Origin of the sequence: Paractinoplanes ovalisporus (genome assembly GCF_016834655.1) — a bacterium.
GTDB classification, from domain to species: domain Bacteria; phylum Actinomycetota; class Actinomycetes; order Mycobacteriales; family Micromonosporaceae; genus Actinoplanes; species Actinoplanes ovalisporus.
Map to the genome: position 1 here is coordinate 26,479 of NZ_JAENHP010000017.1, position 21,577 is coordinate 48,055.

The window sequence follows — 21,577 nt, forward strand, 5'->3', positions numbered from 1 at the left end:
TCAGGACGACTCTTCGTCGGACCACCAGGCGGAGAGCTGTTTCAGGCTTTCTTCCGCGCCCGTGCCCGGGATCGGTGTGTAGACGACGACGGACAAGCCGCTGTCGTCCGGAACCTCCAGGACCTCCATCCGGAGATCGATCACTCCGACGGCGGGGTGCCGCAGACGCTTGTCGTCGCGGAAGAGGTTGACGGTGTGGGCGGCCCACGCGGTGCGGAAGTCTTCGCTGCGGGTCGACAGGTCGTCGATGAGGTCGGCCAGGATCTTGTCGTCCGGGCGCTTGGCCGCCTCGGCCCGCAACGCCCCGGCGGCGAAGCCGGTGATCGATTCCCAGTCGAGGTAAAAATCGCGCGCCGCCGGGTGGAGGAACCCCCAGCGGGCGGCGTTCAGACCGCTGGCGGGGTCATCCCACATCGGTGCGTACAGGGCCCGGCCGAGCTTGTTGGCCGCGAGCGTGTCCAGCCGGTGGTTGTTGACGAACGCCGGCAGGCCGGGCATCGACTCGATGATGCGCCGCAATGACCAGGGCAGCGGGACCGCTTCGGGTTCCGCGCGCCGGCTGCCGACCGGCTCGTTCACCCCACGGGAGAGATCGCGCAGATATTGCTGTTCCACCGGGTCCAGGCGCAACGCGCGGGCGATCGCGGCCAGAACGTCGCTCGACACCCCGCGGAGATCGCCTCGTTCGAGCCGGGTGTAGTACTCGACGCTGATGCCGGCCAGCTCGGCGACCTCGCCCCGGCGCAACCCCGGCACCCGGCGCTGCCCGTGGAACGTGACACCGGCGTCGTGCGGGGTGATCCGGTCACGACGGGACCGCAGGAACCGGCCGGCGTCGTCGCGTCCGTTCATGACGATCACGGTAGCTCGTCCGTCGGCCCTGGGGGTCTCTCGCAGTACCCCTCACAGCGGAGTCTTTCTGGCCCGCCCGCCGGCGGATTTCATGGTCCCCGGGCCCGAGCGAAACGGGCCCGAGCGAAACGGCCCCGGGTGAACGGGCCCGGGTGAACGGGCCGAACCGGATCCGGACGGACAGATGGGATGAACATGAACACGACCGAGGTTCTGCGATCGCTGTACGAGGCCTTGAGCAAGGGTGACGTCGCGGGGGTGCTCGCCCGGCTCGATCCCGACGTCGTCGTCGACGAGCCGGCCGAGCTTCCCTACGGCGGCGTCAACCGGGGCCGCGACGTCTTCCTGCAGTCGGTCCTGGGCGTGATGATGAGCCATGCGGCCGTCGCCCTGGCCGGCTTCACCGTCTATGACGGCGGAGACGGCAAGGCGATCGGCGTCCTCGAGGGCACCCTGACCGCGCACGCGACGGGCGAGCAGTTCCCGCTCACGATGGTCGAGGTCCACGAGATCGCCGGGGAGGTCAGCCGCCGGATCGACGTGTATCTCAAGAACCCGGCGGACCTGGCCGCCTTCTACGCCCGCAGCGCGCCCGCCAGCTAGCAGGCGACCTGCGCGTACACGGGGCGTCCGGCCGAGCGGCACCCGAGCCACGTCTCCGTGAAGCCGTTGTTGCTGACCACCCAGACGTCCGTGGCCGACGAGTACCGCAGGCCCACGATGCGCTGCGTACCGCCGTACGGGAAGGTCGTCAGGTTGTATGTGGCCCCGGAACGCTGGTAGCTGAAGCCGGTCTGGCGCTGCACCGGCCACCCGGTCAGGCTCGGAATGTAGCTGCGCTTGTAACCCGTGCCGGCGCCGTCGAACTTCCACAGCATCGACGGCATGAACTGGTCACCGGCGTGGAACCAGACCCGCCCGGACGAGGCGGCCTGCGCGGTCGAGGGCACGGCGAACAGCGCAGCGGCGACTGCGGTGGCGGCGAGGACGGAGAAAAGACGGCGCATGGCGGGCTCCTGGTGCTCATGCCCGCCGCCACGTCGGCAACGGGTCGCACGTAGGAGCAGGGGCGGCGACGGAAAGTTCCCGGGTCACCCGTTCGGGGGTTCGGTGTGCACGGCGACGCTGGCCAGGGCCTCGGTCCACGCCTGGTCCTGGTCCGGCGCGACCAGCTTGATCTCCAGCGCGACCAGGTAGCGGTGGTGCGCGGGCCATCCGTACGCATATCGCCACCGGATGCCGCCGGGACAGGACCATTCCCCCTGTACGCCGGTGAGGCCGAGCCGGTCGAGACGGAACGGTCCCCCGGCGGCGGCCGTGCAGCCGTTCGGCCCGAAGTACTGCCGCATGAAATCGGGGCTGAACTTCCCCTGTTTCACCACCCGCGACGAGACACCGGCGAACACGCCCGGGACGGCCGCCTTGGTGAACCAGTCGGAGACGTTGGGCGAGGCGTTCAGACCGGGGCCGACGTTGACGTTGCCATAGAACGGGCTCTGCCCCGGATGCCAGCCGTTGCCCCAGTGCTGGCTCCACGCCGCGGGCACCCGCAGCGAGATCGAGCGGGTGTCGTCGAACACCTCCTCGAAGCGGATCGCGGGCGCGGGCGCGGCCGCCGGTGCTTCCGGACGCGGCCAGGCAACGAAGGCGGCCGCCGCCACGCCGACGGCGACCACCAGGGCGGCGGCGAGCAGCGGGACAAGACGGCGACGGCGGGGTTTCCGGTCGGCCGCCACCGCGGTGTCGAGGTCGGACAGCCACTGCCCGGCCGACGCGGGCCGGCGGGCGGGAGCCGGGTCGAGGCCGGAGAGCAGAGTACGGCGTACGGCCGGGCCGATCTCGCCGCTCAGCGACTCCTCGAGCGCGCCGCCCGAGGGCAGACGCCCGGCCAGAATGCGGGTCAGCAGCGCGGTGCACGCGTAGACGTCGGCGCGCTGGTCGACCGCGGCCCCGGCATCGGACTGCTCGGGCGCCATGTATCCCGGGGTCCCGACCGGCAGGCTCAGCGCGGTGCCGCCCTGGCTCAGGTCCTTGGCCAGGCCGAAGTCGCCGAGCACGAGCCGCTCGTCCGCCGCGACCAGGGGCGACGCGTCCCCGTCGCCGCCACTCCCACTTCCGCTTCCGCCTCCACCGAAAATCAGCACGTTGCCCGGTTTCACGTCGCGGTGCACCACGCCGGCCTCGTGCACCGGGCGCAGCGCGAGGGCCACCGCCCGCACGGCCGTGAACGCGGCGTCCGGCGGCACCACCCGACCGGCCGCGGCCAGTTCGGCGAGGCGTTCCTCCAGCGTGCCCCGATCCGCGTACGGCATCACGAAATAGGGCCGCCCGTCCGGCGTCTGGCCGATGTCGTGCACGCTGACCAGCCGCTCGCCACCGAGCCGGCGCAGCAGCCGGGCCTCGTTGAGGAAACGCTCGCGGACGTCGGGGTCGAACGCCCACCGCTCGGCCAGCACCTTGATCGCCACCGGCGACTCGAGGTCTTCGTCGACGGCGAGAAACACGTCGGCGAAGGCGCCGCTGCCGAGCCGGCGGACCGTTCGATAACGACCGATGAATGCAAAGTCCGCCATGCGACCCCTTCGGCGATTGCGAATACCGCCGGTTATACCATTCCCGGGTGCCGTCGCCATTCGAGCAATCACCCGGACGACTGCCGGAATCACACGACGATCTTCAAGAAATAGCTTTGCGGGCGGCCGCCGGGTCGCGCCGCGATCTGCAGGAACTGCTCCGCGAGATCCACACCCGGCGGCTCGCGCACGGTGGCGCCCGGCGGGTGCTGGCCGACGCCGCCGACGTCGAGGACGCCGCTCAGGAAACGCTGATCGCGGTGGCCCGCGGCATCACCACGTTCGAGGGACGCTCGCGTTTCACCTCGTGGCTGCACCGGATCGCGGTCAACGCGGCCCTCGAGACGCTGCGCCGCAAGTCACGCGGCGGCACCCCCACCGACGACCCACCCGAGCCCGCGGCGGCCGCCGGTGCGCTGCGGCGGATGAGCTCGATGGCCGCGACCCGGCTCGACGTCGAGAACGCGATGCGCCGATTGCCCGAGCCCTATCGCGAGGCGCTGCACATGCGCGAGATCGACCAGAGATCGTACGAGGAAATTGCCGAGATCATGAATTTGCCGCTGGGTACCGTGCGGTCGCGGATCTCGCGGGCCCGGCGCCTTCTGGCCGTTTATCTGAATATTATTCCGGACTCCGGCTGACCGTCGGCAGAATGGTGCGGCTGCGGCCCGGGCGCGGATAGGCCTCGGCCGCCGCGGCCAGCCGCTGGGCGTGGGCGCGCTGTTTCTGCCAGTGTCCGTAGAGCGCCCCGCGCTGCGACAACCGGTCGACCTCGGTGATCGTCGCCGGGTCGACGTCTCCGGGCGGCGCGTCGCGCCACGGCGTCCCCGGCAGCGGCATGAACGTGTGCGCGTGAATCCGGGCCCCCAGATCGGCCAGCTCGCGGGCCAGCCCGAGCGAGGCGTCCACATCGGCGCGGTCCTCCCCCGGCATCCCGAAGATCATGTCCACGTTGATCTGGAAGCCCTCCTCGATCCCGAGCCGCACGGCCCGGCGCACCTCCTCGACGCCGTGCCCCCGCTTGGCCGCGCCCAGCACCCGGTCGGAGCCGGACTGCGCGCCCACGATGATGTTGGTGTTGGTGCAGAACCGGCGGACCAGCCGCAGCGTCTCCCGGGTCACGTGCTCGGGCCGGATCTCGCTCGGGAACGACCCGAAGAACACCCGCCCGTTCGGCCCGATCCCCTCCTTGCAGGTCGCGAGCAGCTCCTCGACCGCGGCCAGGTTGGGCGACTCGTCCTGGCTGCCGTAGGAGAGCGCGGTCGGCGTGATGAACCGGACGTCGCGCAGCCCCCGGGCCCGCATCTGGTCGACATGCCAGCGCACGTTGGCCACGCTGCGGTGCCGGAACCGGGCCGAGAACATGAACGGTGTCTGGCAGAACCGGCACGCGTACACGCACCCCCGGGTGATCTCGAGGGCGTTGAACCGGTCCCACTTCAGCGCGAAACCCGGGAAGTCGTCCAACGGCCTTTGACGAGCTTTCCCCGTACGGATCAGGGCTCCCGCCGCATCCCGGTAGGCGAGCCCGGTGATCCCCGTCGGGTCCCCCTGGGAGTCCACCAGGCTGAGCAGCGTCGACTCCCCCTCACCGACCGCCGCCACGTCCCATCCCGCGTCGAGCGTCTGCACGGGTTCGGCGGTCGCGTGCACACCTCCGGCGATGTGCGTGACCCGGGGCCCGTCGGCCAGGGCTCGTACGGCCTTGAGCTCTTCGGCCATCCCCGCCGCGTCGGGTGAGTAGAACGACCACAGCACGAGCACACGAGCCCCGGCGTCAACCCCGGCCCGGATGTGCTCGGCCGTCTCCTCGGGCGTCGAGCCGAACCGCACCTCGTAGCGGGTCGCGGTCTCGTGCTCCCCCAGCGCACCCAGCAGAACGTGAAAGCCGTACGTCACCGCCTTGCGGTAACGCAGCACCAGCACCAGTTCCGGCTCACTCATGCCCGCGATTTTGCCAGGTACCGGAGCGGAGTTCCGTCTGCGAGCCACAGTGTTGTCGGTTGTCTAGCTAACGATGCCAGCTCCGTTCGCACCGATCGTGAACGTACAGGTCGGATCCAGAAGACCCGATCTTGGAGATGCTGTCTTCATCGAGCGACTGCCGCCCCATGGCGGCCAAACGGCGCCCCTCCTCATCGAGATAGAAGGCAGGCCCAATATCCGTCGCCTCGGAGCCGCCATGGACGACGGGGGTGAGCGAGCCGGACATCGGCGGAACGATCCAGGACCAATCGGCCGGCACCGACCGTCCAGCCCTCTCCTCATTTTGGATGTGGGCGAGAAACCGCTGGGACTCGGAACGATGGTCGGAGATCTTGACGCCGGCTCGTTCGAAGCTCCAGAGGACGGCGCGGTTCAGTTCGACCAGCGCCCGGTCTCGCCACAGCGTCGACTCACGGCTTGTGTCCAGACGCAACCTGGACGCGATGACTGGAAGCATGTCGTATCGGTCATCGGCGGCGAGGATGCGCGCGCCAATCTCAGTGCCCATGAACCAGCCGTTGAAGGGCGCCAGAGGGTAATGCAACCCACCGATGGCGAGCCGCATGTTGGAGATCGCCGGGACAGCGTGCCAGCGCAGCCCCAATTCGGCGAACCAGCCGTACTCGGGATGCGTGACAGGCACTTCACGAATAGCCCTTTCCGGCAGCTCGTAGAGCCTCACCCCTTCGGCCGGCGTCTCGACCACCAAGGGGAGAACGTCGAAGTTCTCACCCTTACCCTGCCAGCCAAGAGCATGCACGGCAGCAGTAAATTCCACGTGCAGCGGATCGCCTACCAAAGTGTTTTCAATCCGCCGATAGCCCGCATATCCAATGAGGCGGTCATTCCACACGTTGGCGAAGGGGAGCCCTGGCACGGCCGGCGGAAAGATTGAGACCATCGGCCGGATCGAGCCCTGCCCGGCAAGGCTCAGATGCTGGACAAGTTCACTGAATATCTCGTCCGCGGTGGTGACTCTTCTGAGATCGCGGACGGTGAGACTTCTCCAGTCGAGCCGGCCGATGCAGCGGTCCGCGTTGCGCCACGCCACACGGGCACCGAAGGTCAGCTCGGATTTTGTGTGAACGTAGGTTCCGGTCCTTTCGATCGCTTCGACAACAGCTTTTTTGCGCAGCTCCAGACCATCAAGATTGCCGTTTTCTCCATAGTAGAGTTCAAGAAATTCCAACGCTTGTTCCTTATCGACCACCGTTTCGCACATTCCGGCTCGCTGCCCAGGAGAATGACGCTTCACCCGAACTGCGGTCCGCGCCGAAAAACCTGCTAGAGCGCGGATCTCGTCCACGTCGGACGGGTCGACCTTCGATTGCAGAAGCAGTGAATCCTTCGAACCCAGTGATGAATTTTCTATCAGATAGTCGATATCACTGAAGGGCGCACGCTCATCATGAGACGGGCAATAGTAGGTGGGACTTGTGAAGCTACGGTCATTCATCTTCCGCGCCCCTCCGCTTGCCCTCAAGACGCTTCCTGGCCCGATAGATTCTTCCTTCTATCGCCCGCGACGTGGTGTTTTGGATCGCCGCGATCTCGTCCGTCAAGTATCCGGCCGAGCGAAGCTCGAAAATCTGCTGGTCGTCTCGACTCAACTCAAGCATCGCGCATCGCAGTTCGTCCGCCATGGCTGCGAGTTCCGCCGGCCCGAATCCCGTATCTACTCTGTCTTCCAGCCCGTCGAGGGTGTCTGTGAACTGAGCGGCATGGGTAAATTTGCTCCACCGGCGCAGTTCGTTCGGGAGCGCATCAATGCAGTAGTTGATGAAGTGGGTGGTCAGACTTGCTCCGCCGGCGGGCTGCCAGCCGCCTTCAACCATCGCCTCGTCGTAAAACCTTATCAAGGCCGCCGCAACAGTAGCTAACATGACCTCTCGGCAGTCCGAGTGGTTCCAACCCACTGGAAAGGACAGGCGAATGCTCGCATTGCGCCGTCGGCAGGCGGCGAACACTGCACCGCTCTTCAGTCCAGCCGCGATGTACCCAGCTCCAGCGGCCATCAGCCCGTCAAGAAATCTGTTGTATCGAGCACCGCTGAAGTTATCTGCATGAAACTCATGGAAAAGCTTCGCGTCCCCAATTAGATGTTCATGCTCGCCTGCCGGCTGATCAGCGCTCATGCCAGACGACACTCACCCTCCCCTCGCGTCGCCGCGCCGTGATCACGCGAGCAAACCTGACTGACAGGTCTTGTGTGTCGGCCGCAGTCATCCAACCCACGGCCCTGCCGACGCATTCACCTGATGGAGTGAGTGATCGTGGGATCAGCTCAATTCCGAGACATATGCCTTGTGTCCGAAGTGAATGCGCCGCAGTAGCCACACCGTCACCGGCGAACGGTAGCAGTTACCGCCGTGGAGACCGAACCCCGTTGAATGATCCCATCAGAGCCTTGATCAAATGGAGCCGGAAACGATGACCGATGAAGTGGATCAAAGAAAGGCCGTCGAGGACGATGACATCAGTCGTCAGGAAACCAGAAGGGAATTCGTACACGGACCTTGGTTTCCGCTTGTCTGCGTTCTGCTCGTCGTGACGGTTGTTGTGGTTTCGATGCTGGTCGCCGGCTCCGCCTCCGGTGTGCCTGGTGCACTCGCGGCACTTGCGACAGTGATCGGCGCCGTGGGTGGTCTGATCGCCGCCACAAGGTCACGCAGGAGATGATCGCGGCCAAGCCACCGCACGGTGAGCCGGGCGGGCCGGTCAGGCGCCCATGGCCAGCTTGATGGCGGCGGTTGCGGCGGCCAAGGCCAACTGCTCGGCGACCCCCAGGGCCCACTTGCCGGCGCGGGCCAGGTTGGTTCGGGTGGCCTCCTCGTCGTTGCGGCCGGCGGCTTCGTGGGCGGCGGTCACGGCCTCGACCGTTTCGCGTTCCTGAGGGGTGCGGGCCGCGCCGGCCAGGACCTCTCGCAAGTCGGCCAGCTGGCGGGTCAGTTCGCGCAGGTCGGTTGAGGCGTTGGCCTGGTTGGCGGTGGCCGACTCGATTCTGGCCTCGTTGCCGATGATGTTGGAGCTGACGGGGGCGTTGAAGTTGAAGTTGCTTGACGACGGCATGGCGTTTCCTCCCTGGCCGACGGCCTGGATCTCGATGCGGTTGGAGTGGGTGAGCTTGGCGTTCAACGCGTCGATCTCCATCCGGAACGCCAGCTCGCGGTCGCAGCGCCGCAGTGTGCTCTGCAGCAGCATGTCGGTGTTTCCGTCCTCGGGGCGCTGCGCGATGATGCCCATGTAGAAGTTGCGGGTGGCGGCCCGGGCGGCGCGGTTCCAGTGGCCGCGGGCGGCCCGGATGTGCTCGCGGCAAGCGGCCCAGCGCCCCTCGTCGACCGCCAGCTCGCCGCTCACCCAGCTGAGCCAGCCGTTGACCCGCGCCAGTTCCATCTCGAACAGCGAATGGGCGTTGCGGGAGGCCTGCCGGGCCACCGCCTCGGCCACGATCCGCTCGAAGTGGGCGACCGCCTCCTGGCCCGAGACGACCGCGTCGCGGTAGTTGCCGTTCTGGGCCTCCCGCAGCACCTCGGCGAAGCTCTGCACCGCCTGCACGTAGCGCATGCTGTCGGCCAGGTCGCGCCGCAGCTCCTCGAACTGGGGGTCGTTGGCGTCACCGGCCCGGGCGTGCTCCTCCTCGGCCTGCGCCAGCAATTCGTCAAACGCGACGTGCGTACGGTCGAGGCTCTGATACGCGCCCTTGAAGTCACCGGCCCGCATGTGGGCGAGCCCGGCCATCATCTGCCCGGTGGCCTCGGACAGGGTGTAGCGCAGCTCCCCCACCGGTTGCAGCGGCACGTCGCTGCGGGCCAGCTGGGCGAAGCAGCGCATCGCCTCGCGCAGGTGCTTCTCGGCGGAGTCGTAGTCGCTGGCCAGCCGGCGCTGCTCGGCCCGGTTGGCGTGCTGCTGGCCCTCGGCGAGCAGGATGTTGCCCGCGGTGGCGGCGCCGATGTAGTCGAGCTGGCGCCGGTAGTCGTCGTCCAGGCCGGGGCGGGCGCGTTCCCGCTCGGCGATGTCGCGCTGCGAGGTGTTCAGCGCCAGGAACTGGTCGAGCAACTCCTCGGCCTCGGCGAACCCGAAGTCCTTCTGCCGCCGCGCCGCCTCGGCACTGATCATGTTCTCGAGGGTGGCCTCGGCCCGCACGTACCGGTCGAAGTCGTCGCGGTCGAGCGACCCCAGGTTCTCGTAGTAGGCGACCTCGACGACCAGGCTGTCCATGTCGTCGGGGTTGGACATGGGAGGCGGCGAGCTCATGACGGATCGTCCATGGCGTCGACTACGAACGGAGGTGACGTGTCCGCTCGGTGCACGAAGATGCGGGTGCCGGGCGGTGGCTGGTTCTCCAGCACCCAGCGGTTGAGCGGGACCCGCACCCACTGTTCGAGCAGCGGACTGCGGATCTGCCGGGCCCCCAGCGCCACCCCGCGGCGGGTCAGCTCGTCGATGACCGCGCGACCGATGGCCGTACGGTCGAACACGAGGTCGTAGCCGCGCGCCCGGGCCGACGTGCGGATCTGGTCGAGGAACTTGTCGCAGATGCCGGCGATGACGCTCTCGCGCAGCAGGTCGAACACGACGATGCCGCTGCCGAGGCGGCCCAGCAGTTCGGGGCGGCGCAGCGTGGTCGTGAAGTGGTCGGCCACCGCCTGGGTGAAGTGCTCCTTGACCGCTTCGTACGACATGGAGGGGTCGCCGAACGTACGGCGCAGGTCCCCGGCCCCGATGTTCGAGGTGAAGATGACGATGGAGTGGGTGAAGTAGGCCGTGCGGCCCTGCCCGTCGGTGAGCCGGCCGTCGTCGATGATCTGCAGGAACTTGTCCATGATCTTCTCGTGGGCCTTCTCGATCTCGTCGAACAGCAGCACGCTGAACGGCCGTTCGAGCACCCAGTTGGTCAGGGTGCCGCCGTGGTCGTGGCCCACGAAACCGGGCGGCGCCCCGGTCAGCCGCTCGCTGGTGTGTTCCTGGCTGTACTCGCTCATGTCGAAGCGGCGCAGCGCCGACTCGTCGTCGAAGACCAGCTCGGCCAGCGCCTTGGCCAGCTCGGTCTTGCCCACCCCGGTCGGCCCGACGAAGAAGAACACCCCCTTGGGACGGGTTCCGGTCTGCTGGCCGTCCGAGACGAAATCCAGTCCCACACGGGCGTTCACCAGAACGTCGGTCACCGCCCGTACGGCGGGAAGCTGACCCACCACCCGGCGCGAGAGAAGCTCCTCGGCTGATTTGATCTTCGAGATGTCGAGCTGCTCCCACGGGTCGTCGCGCAGCCCGAAGCGGTGCCGGGCGACCAGCCGGCGGGGCATGGTGGGCGCGATCCGGGCGACCTGCGAGGTGACGCTGAGCGCGCCGATGTCCACGATGGTCATGCCGTCGGTGAGGTTCGCGAGCACCCGGGTCGCGGTGTCGCGGGCCTCGGCCGTCATCTCGCCCGCGCCGTAGTAGGCCGGGACGCTCTCGCGCAGGAAGGCGGCCCGCTCGGCCAGCCCCGGCCGATCGGCCAGAACCGTGGCCACGTGCGGGTTGTCGCGGCGCAGCCAGGTCGGCAGCGACCCCAGCTCCCGGGTCACGAAGATCATTGTGTTGTGGTGGCGCTGCTCGCCGGGCGGGGCGGCGGCGCCCGAGGCCAGCAGCCGGCGCACATAGGCCACCTGTTCCACGTGGTCGGCGCTGAGCTCGGAGGCGGCCCCGACGAGCAGGTCGGCCGACTCGACGATGACCACGCACGGCTTCTCGGTCTGGGTCATGAGCCGCAATGCCACGGCGAGAACATCGAGCGCCGTACGGGGTTGGGCCTGCCCCGCCGCCAGCAACTGCTGCTCGAGCACGTCGGCCGAGGTGGCCGGACGGTCCCGGCGGTTGATCGGCGGGGCCGTGCGGACCTTGCGATCGCTCAGATGCCCGCGTACGAACTCCCGGCTGCTCTCGGTGCAGTAGGTCAGCCCGTCGACCAGGTTGTAGCGCACGATGACCTCAAAACCGGCCACCGCCAGGAAGTCGACCAGGGTCACCGCGAACGGCTCGTAACGGTCGTTCCACCGTACGAGGTCATCGACGTTGCCGTGCACCACCAGATGCCGCCGGCGCTGCAGTTCGTGATAGGCGCGGATCAGCCACGGCGCGCCGCGCGGGGCCGTCAATGCGCCCACGGCGGCCGCCCCTTCTGCTGCTTCACCTCTTCGGCGTGCGGTCGACGGGCCGCGGCCTCCTCGGCGTGCGGACGACGGGTGGCGTTGTGCGGCGGCGGGGGCGGACGGTCGGGGCCGTCCCACCCGACGGCGCTCAGCTCGATCCCGTCGTGGCCGGCCGAGGCCTGCACGGTGTCGATGACCTCGACCAACTTGGCGCAGGCGGCCTCGCCCCGGCCCTGCCGCTGTTCCTGCTGCAGACGGTCCGAGGTGTAGAGCACCCGGTGGCCACCCTCGTCGGCCGGCTCGACGACGACCGCCATGGTCTCGCCGCCGGCCCGCACCGCGCGCAGCCCGATGGCGCCGTCCGCGCTCTCGCTCAGGCTGCCGCGGTCGACGGCGAACCCGACCTCGGGCAACGCCTTGATCAGCGAGCCCAGGATGGCCCGGCGGCGGCTGAGCTGGTCGATGGCGGCGTCCAGGGCCTCCTCGCTGGCGTCGAGGCGCTTCTCGAGGCCGGAGCAGAGCCGCAGCACGTCGGCGATGTCGCCGTGCACCACCTGGGCGCTCAGCAGTTCCAGGGCCTCCGCGGCCCGGGCGCCGTCGCGCAGCGGCACCCCGGCCGCCCGCGCGTCCTGCTCGAGGGCGCGCAGCCGGGCGGTCAGTTCCCGGATGCGGGTGTCGCCGGCCCGGCGCTGCCGCTCGCGTTCGGCCCGCTGGGCGGCGACGAGGTCGAAGGACGCCCGCGGCCCGGCGTTGCGGCGCTCCACCTGGTCGAGCAGGCCGGTGGCGGCGGCCAGTTCCGACTCGGTGGTGACCCGGTCGAGCCGGGACTGCGCCTCGGCCAACTTCTGGCGCAGGCCCGTGTCCGACACCTCGGCGGCCAGCCGGCGCTGCCGTTCGGTGGCGGCCCGGCGCTCGTCGCGCAGCGCGCTGTCCCGTTCCTGGACGGCCGCGCGCTCGCGCCGCTCCCGGCGGGCCCGCTGGTCGCGCAGCAACTGCTCGTTCACCTGGCGGCCGAACTTGGCGAAGCTGTACTTGGGTGATCCGCTCATGGCGACCCCATGGCCTGTTCGAGGCGCCGGCGGAAGCCCGGCACCGGCGGCACGCCCATCCACCTCAGCGACCCGTCGGCGCCCACCTCGAACTGCAGCCCGGCGCCCGGTCCGGCCGCACCGGGCAGGTCGGCGTGCCGGTCGGTCAGGCGGTGGATGCGCTGGTTGTCCGAGCCCCGCCAGAGCAGGTCGGCGTGCCGGTCGGGCCGGTAGGGCCCGTCGATCAGCAGGTCGAGCCGGTCGAGCAGCCGGTGCTGGTCGGGTGTGCCGTGCCGGCGCAGGTGCTCGATCGTGTAGCCGCTGTAGGACAGCACCGACAGGTCACGGCGCCGGCGGACCGTCTCGACCAGCCGGACCAGCGCGTCGGCCTGGGCGAACGGTTCGCCGCCGGAGAGGGTGAGCCCGTCGGCGGCCTCGGCGATGATCCGGTCGGCCAGCTCGGCCACGGGCACGACGCGGCCGCCGCGGGCCGGGATCCATTGCGGGCTCACGCAATCGCGGCAGTTCAGCGGACAGCCCTGCACCCACACCACGAAGCGGCGGCCCGGCCCGAGAACCGTGCAGGAGGGGTGCAGCGCGGCGATCCGCACGGTCGGCCCGGTCATAGAGCCGCCACGACGATGATGACGAGCACGATCAGGGCGATCAGGGCGATCAGGGCAATCGTCCGGAGCTGCTTGGACGACCGCGACGGTACGACGGCCGGGGGCGCGGCTTCCCGGCCGTTCACCGGGGCCGGCGGCGCCGGATAGGTAGACAACGTTGTCGGGGCCGGGGCCAGCATCAGGCCGCCCCGCACGGGCGCGTCCAGCGGCATCGTCCAGTCGGCCGGCGGCGGGAAGTGGTCCCCATAGCCGGCGACGATCCGCGCACACCACACGCAGGCGACCGACGAGCGGTGGTAGGCGTGCCGCGGGTTGTAGCGGCATCCCATCATCTGATAAGCGGCCTGGTCCAGTTCGTACGCCCAGGCCCGGCCGTTGGGACGCCGCTCGGGCCGCTCGTAGCCCTCCTCGAAGCACTGCCGGATCAGGTCGAGGATCTTGCCCGGCAGGATCTCGGCGGTCAGCGCGTCGGCCGAGGGCACCAGGCGGTCGGGCCGGGTGACCCGGTTGTTGTGGTGTTTGATGTTCTGCTCGACGCTCTCCGACGGCGGCTGCGCGGTCGAGACACCCCCGAAGGGGTGCTGCCCCTCCATGATCAGCTCGCAGATCATCACGCCGAGCCCGAAGAGGTCGTGCTCGCGGCTCAGGGGCCGGCCGTCGAGCACCTCGGGCGCCGCGTACTCGGGGGTGAACTTCTCGCCCCGGTGCAGCAGGCCGGTCTGCGGGTCGGTGAACTGCACGCCGTCGCAGTCGAGCAGCGTGACGTGGCCGTGCCGGTCGACGAGCACGTTGGACGGACTGACGTCGCCGATCACGACACCGGCCCCGTGCAACATGTCGAACAGCCGCCCGACCCGCGCCGCCACCGCGAACGTGGACCGCCAGGTGGCCTCGTCGAGCAGGTCGGCCCGCCGCCCGGGGTCGAGCAGCCGCAGCATCGGGGTGCCGTCGATGCGGGGCACCACCACGCCGCGCAGCTGGCCGCTGTGGTCGCGCAGCGTCGTGCGGGGCCACGCCACGTGCAGGTGCTCGGGGCAGTCGCCGCCCCACAGCACGGGCGAGAGACCGGTCAGCGCCTCCATGCGGGGGCCGAGCTGGGCGGCCCGGGTGAAGTCGGAATAGAGCTTGGCGCAGACGTGGGGCGAGTCGGCCACCGGATAGACGACGCCCTCGGCGCCGCTGCCGATCTCCTGGTCGACCAGGATCTGCACCGGCCGCCCGGTCAGGGTCCGCAGGGTGAGAACGGTCATTTCCGCACCGCCAGAACCATGGTCTTGTCGTCCCCGGAGGAGGCGGCGAACTCCCGCGACTGCAGCTTGCGGCTCAGCTCGCTGCCGTCCACACCGGGAGCCCGGAACGCCGCGAAGTAGGCGTCGAAGTCCTCCGGCGCCCGCAGATGCGTACGGCCGTCGGACGCGCGGGTGGCGTCGAGCAGCCCGTCGATGAGCCCGTCGGTGCAGAGCGCGATGCCGCAGACCGCGGTGTCGACGACGACCCCGTAGCGCAGGTCGCGTTCCCGCCCGGGCGAGGTCATGAACACCGTCTCGCTGGCCGTGTCCCGGCCCGAGGGCGGCGGCAGCACGAGGTGGGAGCCGCCGGGCACCCGTTCCATGACCAGGAAACCGTCGCCGACACAGACGTACGCGTAGAAGGGCGGATCGGCCACCAGCGCCAGCAGGGTGGTGGCGAACTCGGCCCGGGCCGCCATGTTGGCCCCGGTGGCGGTCGGGCGGGCCCGCAGCGGGGTCAGCGCCCGGTCGACGAGGTCGTCGAAGTGGGCCAGGCAGGCCGCCGCGAACCGATGGGAAGCGGCCCGCCATTCGGCCAGGGTGCGCGGGGCGACCGGAAAGACCCGGTCCGCGGCGTCACGGGCGGCGTCGACCGACAGCCGGGAGCCGTGCGCGGCCCGCGGCTGGGAACCGGCGCCGTCCGCGATCGCGAGCAGGTGCAGGCCCTTGCCGACCACGCCGGTCCGCATGCTGTCCTGGTTCTCCACGCCGACGCTGGCGTGGTTGGGGCCGGCCACCGAGGCCGAGATGACCCGCCAGCCCGAGTCGAGCCGGCTGCTAACCATCGTCGACGGCGCCTTCCCGCTCGAGCCAGCGCCGCATCTCGTCCTGCTTGCGGTTGTCGCGCTGGAAGTGGTCGTAGATGACGTCGGCCGGCGCATCCCGCGACTCCGCCTGGGCCGAGCCGATGCTGGTCGAGACGAGCCGCAGCACCTTGCTGAAGTCGGTGTCCTCGAGCAGGAACCAGGCCTTGGGGGCGAGCCCGCTGAGCACGGCCTGGTCGGCCCCGCGCACGCCGAGCGCGAAGAACAGCAGGTGCTTGCCGGCCTCGTGCTGGCGCAGCATGGCGGCCACGTCACGCCAGCGGTCGGTGCGATTCCCGTACGGGTCGGTCGGCACGCCATCGGTGATCAGGTGGATCATCGGCCGGTAGGCCAGCCCGACCCCCTCGGCGCTCAGCTCGTTGCGCCGCACGCTGAGCACGTCCAGCGCGTACTGGATGGCCTCGACCATCGGGGTCACGCCGTCCGATTCGAGCGTGGGCGGGTCGAAGTCCCGCAGCGGCACGTACGGGCGTGGGGTGTTGCCGCTGACCCGCCCGCTCGGGTCGACGGCCTGCACGTGGTCCTTGCCGAACGTGATCATCGCGATCTCGCCGGACATCTGCAGGGCGTCGTTGCCGCGCAGCTCCTCGCACCACTTGCGCAGCGCGTCGTTGAGCTCGTCGATCGCCCCGGTCTGCCGCATCGACGACGACGTGTCGAGGACCAGCGTGATGAGCGTGCGATTGCGGGACTGGCGGACGGGCAGGGCGTCGATCGTCATCGCCGGACCTCCTCGGTGACATTCGGGGTCCTCATGGCCGGACCTCCTCGATGACGGGTGGGTTCCTCGCCGCCAGATTCCTCGCCGTGGAATTTCATCGCCGCCGGATTCATCGCCGGACCTCCTCGGTGACGTTCGGGGAGACGACGAGGGCGTCCTGGGCGCGGGCCGGGCCGATGACGGTCATCGACTGGCCGGGGACCACTCCGCCGCCGGGGTCGATCAGGCGCGCCCACAGCACGACGCCGCCCGCGTCGACGTAACCCCCGTACGGGCCGAAGTGGGTGCGGGCCACCACGGCGGTGCCCGGCGGCGGGATCGCGTCGGCCGGCAGCGGGTCGGAGATCGGCGTCGGCGCCACCGGGGCGGGTTGTCCGCCCCGCCCGGCCGCGGGTTGAGGGACCCGCCCGGTTGCTGGTTGCGTGACACGCGCGGGCGCGGGTTCCGCCGATGGTGACGGTGACGGCGGCGGGACCGGGCTCGCCGCCGACGTGTACGCGGGCAGCACGCGCGAACGACGGCGCAGGGCGACGAAGACGGCAGCCGCGGCAACGACGGTCATCACCAGACCTACCTTCCACGCCACGCCCCAGGCGACCGTGTCGCTCAGTGGCCTCTCACCGGTCCGCACATAGACGTTCTGGCCCTCGTCGTCCGGTCCGGCGCGGTAGAGCGCGATCAACGTCGTGGTGAAGGCGGTCACGTCGCTGGCGACGATCCGCCGGGGGAAGTCGTGCAGCACGGGGCAGGATTTCGGCAGCGCCTCGTTCGAGCAGTCGAAATCCGGAGCCCCGGATTCAAGATCGGCGGGCGGAATTATGATCAGAATATCGGCGGGCCCGCCGGCCTTCTCCAGCTCGCGGTCGAGAAGGCTGTCATTGATATTCGGATAGCCCGCGAGATTCACCACGGTGACGCTGCGATCCGACGCCCACGCGCCCGCGAGCAGTGGGCTCAGCACGATGACGGCGCCGCTCAGCAGGGCCGTCGCGATCGCGACGGCCATCGGCCGGATCCGGTCGACCACCGTGCCAGTCATACGAAAAAATCTAGGCTTCCGACCCCGCACAGGTCATCTCCGGTGCGTTACCCGACAGCGGAAATAACCGAAAGTCCGTCACCTCGGAGCCGATCGGTGCGCCTGCCGAAAATGATCGTACGAGCATCCGGCGCCGCCAATTCGAAGCCCTAATTAATCGTTTAGCGCCGTTTAATGCGACAGGGCCGGACGCCCCCGGCCCGCCCGCGGTGTGACCGGAGTCTCCCGATCATGATTTGACCTGAAGTTAGGTTGAGGTTCTAAGTTAGGCGAGCCTAACAATTAACGGGGCCAGCAAGCCGGCGGCACCGCGGCGCGAAGGGATCGGCCGACGTCGAGGTCGCCGACAAGCTGCTCGCGAAGATCGACGAGATCTCGAAGATCTTCTGGGCTACGAAGCAGAGCTGAGGACAGACGTATATGGATCGCCCTCTCAGGGTCGCCGTCATCGGCGCCGGCCCGGCCGGCATCTACGCGGCCGACATTCTCACCAAGGCCGCCCCGAACGCCACGGTCGACATCATCGACCGCCTCCCGACCCCGTACGGGCTCATCCGGTACGGCGTCGCGCCCGACCACCCGCGGATCAAAGAGATCATCGTGGCCCTGCACAACGTGCTGGAGAGCCCGCGGATCCGCTTCATCGGCAACGTCGACTACGGCGTCGACGTCAAGCCGGAGGAGCTCGAGCAGTTCTACGACGCCACGATCATCGCGACCGGCGCCGAGAAGGACCGCGAGCTGAACATCCCCGGGATCGACCGGCCCGGCAGCTTCGGCGGCGCCGACTTCGTCTCCTGGTACGACGGCCATCCCGACGTACCCCGGGAATGGCCTCTGACCGCGACCAAGGTGGCCGTGATCGGGGCCGGCAACGTCGCCGTCGACGTCGCCCGGGTGCTCGCGAAGACCGCCGACGAACTGCTCGAGACCGAAATCCCCGACAACGTGTACCAGGGCCTGCTGGCCAGCCCGGTGACCGACGTCCACCTGTTCTCGCGCCGTGGCCCGGGCCAGGTCAAGTTCACGCCGATGGAGCTGCGTGAGCTCGACGAGTCGCCCAACGTCGAGGTGATCGTGCACCCCGAGGGCATGGAGTTCGACGAGGGCAGCCTGGCCGCGATCCGGGCCAAGCGCTCGCTCAAGATGTGCGTCGACGTGCTGCAGAACTGGTGCGCCCGCGACCCCCGCGACCGTCCGCGCCGCCTGCACCTGCACTTCCTGCAGGCGCCGGCCGAGATCCTGGGCGACGACACCGGCGTGACCGGCCTGCGCACCGAGACCCAGGAGCTGACCGGCGACGGCACCGTACGCGGCACCGGCGAGTTCACCGACTGGGACGTGCAGGCCGTCTACCGGGCGATCGGCTACCTGAGCCGGCCCATCGCCGACCTGCCGTTCGACCACGTCACCGGCACCATCCCGCACGACGCGGGACGGGTGCTCGACCTCGACGGCGAGCGCGTCCCCGGCCTGTACGCGACCGGCTGGATCAAGCGGGGCCCGGTCGGCCTGATCGGCCACACCAAGAAGGACGCCAGCGAGACGGTCGCCAGTCTGCTGGCCGACGTCGAGAGCCTGACGCCGGCCGCGCAGGGCGACGTGCTGCCCTACTTCGACCGGCGTGGCATCAGCTACACGACGTGGGACGGCTGGAAGCGCCTGGACGAGCACGAGATCGGCCTCGGCGCCCCGCACAACCGCAAGCGCGTCAAGGTCGTCCCGCGCCAGCACATGATCGACATCAGCAACGGCATCTAGGTCTCAGGCGGCCACCGGGCGAGGCTCCAGAACGATCACCACGGCTTCTGTGCTCCGCAACGCGGCCCATTCGTCGAGCCGCTTGTCGTACACGTGCCAGCGTTCCCAGAGCCTCGCCCGCTCGTCACCGTCCGTACGGCGTCCGCGCACCTCCCGCCGGGCGCCGTCGACCTCGACCGTCGCGTCGGGGTGCTCCCGCAGGTTGAGCCACCAGGCCGGGTGTCCCTCGCCCCAGCCGTTCATCGACATCAGCACCAGGTCGGGGCCGTCCTCGAAATAGGCGAGGAGCACCGACCGGGCCTGGCCGCTGCGCCGGCCCACCGTCGTCAGCCGCAGCGTTCCGTACTTCGCGGGCCCGGGCTTCGACAGCCCCACACGCCCACCGGTCACCTTGTAGATCCCGCGATGAATCGCCCACGCCGTACGCACCACCCAGCGAGGCGGAACCCGGACAGCCATACCTCCGACGCTAACCACCCTCGGCAACCGTCCCGCGGCCTCCGACGAGGCCCCGGCGGCTCTGACCCGCTCACCGCTCCGTACGTACGCTGATTTGTCTTTCGACAGTGTCGCGTTGTGCCTTCGGCCAGTACGGTCGCCTGGGTGAAGCGCGCAACGATCGCTGGAGCGGCTGCCATGGGACGGGCCGTTGACCCAGGGCTTTTGCTGACCGGGTTCGCGGTCGTGTTCGCCGGTCTGGGCCTGGTGAGTGGGTGGTGGTTGTTGCCGGCAGTGGTCACCGCGTTCCTGGCCGGACGCCGCCCGGGGCGGACCGGTCCGACGGTGCTCGCGCTGGTGGCGGTGCTCTCGGCCGGTGTGGTGGTGTTCTCAGTCGTGCCCGGCTGGTTGCCGCTGGCGAGCCGTTTCCTGATCCTGTTCGTGGCCGGCGCGATGTCGCCGTGGTTCGCAGGGCGATTCTGGCGCCAATATCAGGATCTGGTTCGGGCCGGCTGGGAACGGGCCGAGCAGGCGCAGCGTGAACAGCGGCTGGTCGCTGAGCAAGCTCGGTTGCAGGAACGGGCGCGGATCGCCCAGGACATGCATGACCTGCTCGGTCACGACCTGAGCCTGATCGCGTTGTCCGCAGGCGCGTTGAAACTGGCGCCCGGCCTGGAGGAGCAGCATCGCCAGGCCGCCGCCGACCTCAGGGTCCGGGCCGGAGCCGCGGTGGAACGCCTCGGCGAGGTGATCGGGGTTCTGCGTGAGCAGGCGGACAGCGCCCCCATGGACGTCGACGGCCCGGATCTCGAAACGCTGACGGCTTCGGCTTCCGCATCGGGGCTGGCGGTGAAGCTGACCATCGAAGGGGAGGCGAGCGATCGGCCGACGATGGCCGAGCGAGCCATGCGCCGGGTCGCGCAGGAGGCATTGACCAATGTGGCCAAGCACGCGCCCGGGGCGACGGCGACCATTTCCGTGACGTACACGGCGACCGAGATGACGATCGTGGTGGAGAACGGCCCGTCACCGGCCCGAGGGCCGGCCCGGCCCGGCGGCGGGCGTGGTCTGGTCGGCCTGGCCGAACGGATGCGGCTGGTCGGCGGCACATTCGAGTACGGTCCGCACCACGGAGGTTTCGCCGTCACGGCGCGGATCCCGCGGACCACGGTGCCACCCCCGGTGGCCTCTCGGGCCGACCGGCCGTTGCCGCAGGAGCATCGCCGCGTCCGGCGGAGGGCGGGGCGGTCCTTGGGCATAGCGGTGATGGTGCCGCTGTTGACCGGGGGATTGCTGAGCGGGGCTCTGGCGGGCTGGGAGACACTGTCCGCGGCACGGGCGGTCCTGCACCCGGGCGACTACGCCCGTCTGCGCATCGGGCAGGATCGATCCGAATTGGAGAGTGTCCTGCCACATCGGCAGGCGCGCAACCCGCCGGCGGCCGCCGAGCCGATCGACAAGGGTCTGACGTGCGAGTACTACGCGATGACGGCCGATCGCTTCGACGACCGGTCCGGAGACGCCTACCGGCTTTGCTTCCGCGACGACGTGCTGGTGTCCCGCGACTCGCTCATCTCGTGAGCTGCCGATGATTCGCGTACTGATTGCCGACGACGAGCCGATGATCCGGGCCGGACTACGCGCGGTTCTCACCACTGATGCGGACATCGAGGTGATCGGTGAGGCCGGCGACGGCCGGCACGCCGTCGAGCTGGCGCGGCGGCACCGGCCTGCGGTGGCTGTCCTCGACATTCGGATGCCCGGCATGAACGGCATCGAGGCGATGGCGGAGCTCCGCAGAACCGTGCCGGCCACGCAGGTGATCATTTTGACGACGTTCGGGGAGGACGACTACATCCTGCGGGCGCTTGGCGGTGGTGCGGCCGGCTTCCTGATCAAGTCGGGCGAGCCCGAGGAACTGATCAGGGGCGTCCGCGCGGTGGCCGACGGCGCCGCCTACCTGTCACCGGCAGTCGCGGCCCGCGTCGTAGCCCACCTCGCCGCGACGGGCGCGGGCACCGAGGCCACGCGCCGCTCCAGCGCCCGGAACCGGGTCGACGGTCTCAGCCCCCGGGAACGGGAGGTGCTGGTGTTCCTCGGCAGCGGACTGTCCAACGGGCAGATCGCCCGACGGCTGCACGTGGTCGAAGGAACGGTCAAGGCGCACGTGAGTTCCATCCTGGCCAGACTCGGTGTGGAGAATCGGGCCGCGGCCGCGGTGGTCGCCCACGAAGCGGGGGTCGCTGCTCCACCGCCTCCGCAGCAGTATTGACACCGCCCGCTGAGCTGGAAGCAGGAACGCCAGA

General features: G+C 69.5%; 21 protein-coding genes and 1 pseudogene. 7 read left to right on the top strand and 15 right to left on the bottom strand.

Features of this window, described 5'->3' with window-relative positions:
- Entirely contained in the window at window positions 1-852 is an 852-nt protein-coding gene (locus JIG36_RS36020; RefSeq protein WP_203380912.1) for a helix-turn-helix domain-containing protein, read from the bottom strand.
- A gap of 195 nt (window positions 853-1,047) precedes the next feature.
- Between JIG36_RS36020 and JIG36_RS36025 the strand changes: the two genes are divergently transcribed.
- Window positions 1,048-1,455 carry a nuclear transport factor 2 family protein gene (locus JIG36_RS36025; RefSeq protein ID WP_203380913.1) on the top strand — a complete coding sequence of 136 codons (408 nt, stop codon included), beginning with the start codon at window positions 1,048-1,050 and terminating at the stop codon, window positions 1,453-1,455.
- Here JIG36_RS36025 and JIG36_RS36030 read toward each other — a convergent pair.
- Both JIG36_RS36030 and JIG36_RS36035 read right to left on the bottom strand, forming a co-directional pair.
- Entirely contained in the window at window positions 1,452-1,859 is a 408-nt protein-coding gene (locus JIG36_RS36030; RefSeq protein ID WP_203380914.1) for a hypothetical protein, read from the bottom strand. The two genes, JIG36_RS36025 and JIG36_RS36030, sit on opposite strands and share 4 nt — an antisense overlap.
- A gap of 84 nt (window positions 1,860-1,943) precedes the next feature.
- Window positions 1,944-3,425, bottom strand: a complete 1,482-nt coding sequence (locus JIG36_RS36035; RefSeq protein ID WP_203380915.1) for a serine/threonine-protein kinase — start codon at window positions 3,423-3,425, stop codon at window positions 1,944-1,946.
- A gap of 47 nt (window positions 3,426-3,472) precedes the next feature.
- On the opposite strand from JIG36_RS36035, the gene JIG36_RS36040 reads away from it, so the two are divergent.
- Window positions 3,473-4,069, top strand: coding sequence for a sigma-70 family RNA polymerase sigma factor (locus JIG36_RS36040; RefSeq protein WP_203380916.1), 597 nt, complete (start codon window positions 3,473-3,475; stop codon window positions 4,067-4,069).
- Here JIG36_RS36040 and JIG36_RS36045 read toward each other — a convergent pair.
- The 3 genes from JIG36_RS36045 to JIG36_RS36055 form a co-directional block, all read right to left on the bottom strand.
- Window positions 4,050-5,372 (bottom strand): TIGR04013 family B12-binding domain/radical SAM domain-containing protein, encoded by a 1,323-nt coding sequence (locus JIG36_RS36045; protein WP_203380917.1) that lies wholly within the window; start codon window positions 5,370-5,372, stop codon window positions 4,050-4,052. The genes JIG36_RS36040 and JIG36_RS36045 overlap by 20 nt on opposite strands.
- Before the next feature lie 67 nt (window positions 5,373-5,439).
- Window positions 5,440-6,870 (bottom strand): nitric oxide synthase oxygenase, encoded by a 1,431-nt coding sequence (locus JIG36_RS36050; RefSeq protein ID WP_236048944.1) that lies wholly within the window; start codon window positions 6,868-6,870, stop codon window positions 5,440-5,442.
- Entirely contained in the window at window positions 6,863-7,549 is a 687-nt protein-coding gene (locus JIG36_RS36055; protein WP_203380918.1) for a sigma-70 family RNA polymerase sigma factor, read from the bottom strand. The genes JIG36_RS36050 and JIG36_RS36055 overlap by 8 nt, the downstream gene beginning before the upstream one ends.
- 280 nt (window positions 7,550-7,829) lie before the next feature.
- On the opposite strand from JIG36_RS36055, the gene JIG36_RS36060 reads away from it, so the two are divergent.
- Complete coding sequence (locus tag JIG36_RS36060; protein WP_203380919.1) at window positions 7,830-8,093, top strand: hypothetical protein; 264 nt, start codon at window positions 7,830-7,832, stop codon at window positions 8,091-8,093.
- A gap of 39 nt (window positions 8,094-8,132) precedes the next feature.
- On the opposite strand, the gene JIG36_RS36065 is transcribed toward JIG36_RS36060, so the two are convergent.
- The 8 genes from JIG36_RS36065 to JIG36_RS36100 form a co-directional block, all read right to left on the bottom strand.
- On the bottom strand, window positions 8,133-9,668 hold the full coding sequence (locus JIG36_RS36065) for a hypothetical protein (protein WP_203380920.1): 1,536 nt from the start codon (window positions 9,666-9,668) through the stop codon (window positions 8,133-8,135).
- Complete coding sequence (locus JIG36_RS36070) at window positions 9,665-11,560, bottom strand: AAA family ATPase (RefSeq protein WP_203380921.1); 1,896 nt, start codon at window positions 11,558-11,560, stop codon at window positions 9,665-9,667. Before JIG36_RS36070 ends, JIG36_RS36065 begins: the two co-directional genes overlap by 4 nt.
- Complete coding sequence (locus JIG36_RS36075; RefSeq protein ID WP_203380922.1) at window positions 11,548-12,594, bottom strand: hypothetical protein; 1,047 nt, start codon at window positions 12,592-12,594, stop codon at window positions 11,548-11,550. The genes JIG36_RS36070 and JIG36_RS36075 overlap by 13 nt, the downstream gene beginning before the upstream one ends.
- Entirely contained in the window at window positions 12,591-13,199 is a 609-nt protein-coding gene (locus tag JIG36_RS36080) for a 4Fe-4S single cluster domain-containing protein (RefSeq protein ID WP_203380923.1), read from the bottom strand. The genes JIG36_RS36075 and JIG36_RS36080 overlap by 4 nt, the downstream gene beginning before the upstream one ends.
- A complete protein-coding gene (locus JIG36_RS36085; protein ID WP_203380924.1) occupies window positions 13,196-14,449 on the bottom strand; it encodes a protein kinase domain-containing protein in 1,254 nt (417 codons plus the stop codon). The genes JIG36_RS36080 and JIG36_RS36085 overlap by 4 nt, the downstream gene beginning before the upstream one ends.
- The gene (locus tag JIG36_RS36090; protein WP_203380925.1) at window positions 14,446-15,273 is read right to left on the bottom strand and encodes a protein phosphatase 2C domain-containing protein; all 828 of its coding nucleotides are present in this window, start codon (window positions 15,271-15,273) and stop codon (window positions 14,446-14,448) included. The genes JIG36_RS36085 and JIG36_RS36090 overlap by 4 nt, the downstream gene beginning before the upstream one ends.
- Entirely contained in the window at window positions 15,266-16,033 is a 768-nt protein-coding gene (locus JIG36_RS36095) for a vWA domain-containing protein (protein WP_203380926.1), read from the bottom strand. Before JIG36_RS36095 ends, JIG36_RS36090 begins: the two co-directional genes overlap by 8 nt.
- Before the next feature lie 109 nt (window positions 16,034-16,142).
- On the bottom strand, window positions 16,143-17,072 hold the full coding sequence (locus JIG36_RS36100) for a hypothetical protein (RefSeq protein ID WP_203380927.1): 930 nt from the start codon (window positions 17,070-17,072) through the stop codon (window positions 16,143-16,145).
- 312 nt (window positions 17,073-17,384) lie between these two features.
- Here JIG36_RS36100 and JIG36_RS52640 point away from each other — a divergent pair.
- Together JIG36_RS52640 and JIG36_RS36105 are read left to right on the top strand one after the other, a co-directional pair.
- Window positions 17,385-17,480, top strand: a pseudogene (locus JIG36_RS52640) (superoxide dismutase, Ni); the annotation flags it as partial.
- 12 nt (window positions 17,481-17,492) lie between these two features.
- Entirely contained in the window at window positions 17,493-18,833 is a 1,341-nt protein-coding gene (locus JIG36_RS36105) for an FAD-dependent oxidoreductase (RefSeq protein WP_203380928.1), read from the top strand.
- 3 nt (window positions 18,834-18,836) lie between these two features.
- Here the strand turns inward: JIG36_RS36105 and JIG36_RS36110 are convergent, their stop codons facing one another.
- Window positions 18,837-19,292, bottom strand: coding sequence for a nitroreductase/quinone reductase family protein (locus JIG36_RS36110; RefSeq protein WP_203380929.1), 456 nt, complete (start codon window positions 19,290-19,292; stop codon window positions 18,837-18,839).
- A 177-nt stretch (window positions 19,293-19,469) separates the two neighbouring features.
- Here JIG36_RS36110 and JIG36_RS36115 point away from each other — a divergent pair, with 177 nt between their 5' ends.
- Both JIG36_RS36115 and JIG36_RS36120 read left to right on the top strand, forming a co-directional pair.
- The gene (locus tag JIG36_RS36115; protein ID WP_203380930.1) at window positions 19,470-20,852 is read left to right on the top strand and encodes a sensor histidine kinase; all 1,383 of its coding nucleotides are present in this window, start codon (window positions 19,470-19,472) and stop codon (window positions 20,850-20,852) included.
- Window positions 20,853-20,859: 7 nt separating this feature from the next.
- Window positions 20,860-21,543: a response regulator gene (locus JIG36_RS36120; RefSeq protein ID WP_203380931.1), complete on the top strand. Its 684-nt coding sequence runs from the start codon at window positions 20,860-20,862 to the stop codon at window positions 21,541-21,543.
- The last annotated feature ends 34 nt before the right edge of the window (window positions 21,544-21,577 follow it).

Coding starts and splice junctions, on each gene's coding strand:
- JIG36_RS36020 (WP_203380912.1), bottom strand. CDS start 852: ATGAACGGACGCGACGACGCCGGCCGGTTCCTGCGGTCCCGTCGTGAC.
- JIG36_RS36025 (WP_203380913.1), top strand. CDS start 1,048: ATGAACACGACCGAGGTTCTGCGATCGCTGTACGAGGCCTTGAGCAAG.
- JIG36_RS36030 (WP_203380914.1), bottom strand. CDS start 1,859: ATGCGCCGTCTTTTCTCCGTCCTCGCCGCCACCGCAGTCGCCGCTGCG.
- JIG36_RS36035 (WP_203380915.1), bottom strand. CDS start 3,425: ATGGCGGACTTTGCATTCATCGGTCGTTATCGAACGGTCCGCCGGCTC.
- JIG36_RS36045 (WP_203380917.1), bottom strand. CDS start 5,372: ATGAGTGAGCCGGAACTGGTGCTGGTGCTGCGTTACCGCAAGGCGGTG.
- JIG36_RS36050 (WP_236048944.1), bottom strand. CDS start 6,870: ATGAATGACCGTAGCTTCACAAGTCCCACCTACTATTGCCCGTCTCAT.
- JIG36_RS36055 (WP_203380918.1), bottom strand. CDS start 7,549: ATGAGCGCTGATCAGCCGGCAGGCGAGCATGAACATCTAATTGGGGAC.
- JIG36_RS36060 (WP_203380919.1), top strand. CDS start 7,830: ATGGAGCCGGAAACGATGACCGATGAAGTGGATCAAAGAAAGGCCGTC.
- JIG36_RS36065 (WP_203380920.1), bottom strand. CDS start 9,668: ATGAGCTCGCCGCCTCCCATGTCCAACCCCGACGACATGGACAGCCTG.
- JIG36_RS36075 (WP_203380922.1), bottom strand. CDS start 12,594: ATGAGCGGATCACCCAAGTACAGCTTCGCCAAGTTCGGCCGCCAGGTG.
- JIG36_RS36080 (WP_203380923.1), bottom strand. CDS start 13,199: ATGACCGGGCCGACCGTGCGGATCGCCGCGCTGCACCCCTCCTGCACG.
- JIG36_RS36085 (WP_203380924.1), bottom strand. CDS start 14,449: ATGACCGTTCTCACCCTGCGGACCCTGACCGGGCGGCCGGTGCAGATC.
- JIG36_RS36090 (WP_203380925.1), bottom strand. CDS start 15,273: ATGGTTAGCAGCCGGCTCGACTCGGGCTGGCGGGTCATCTCGGCCTCG.
- JIG36_RS36095 (WP_203380926.1), bottom strand. CDS start 16,033: ATGACGATCGACGCCCTGCCCGTCCGCCAGTCCCGCAATCGCACGCTC.
- JIG36_RS36100 (WP_203380927.1), bottom strand. CDS start 17,072: ATGACTGGCACGGTGGTCGACCGGATCCGGCCGATGGCCGTCGCGATC.
- JIG36_RS36105 (WP_203380928.1), top strand. CDS start 17,493: ATGGATCGCCCTCTCAGGGTCGCCGTCATCGGCGCCGGCCCGGCCGGC.
- JIG36_RS36110 (WP_203380929.1), bottom strand. CDS start 19,292: ATGGCTGTCCGGGTTCCGCCTCGCTGGGTGGTGCGTACGGCGTGGGCG.
- JIG36_RS36115 (WP_203380930.1), top strand. CDS start 19,470: ATGGGACGGGCCGTTGACCCAGGGCTTTTGCTGACCGGGTTCGCGGTC.
- JIG36_RS36120 (WP_203380931.1), top strand. CDS start 20,860: ATGATTCGCGTACTGATTGCCGACGACGAGCCGATGATCCGGGCCGGA.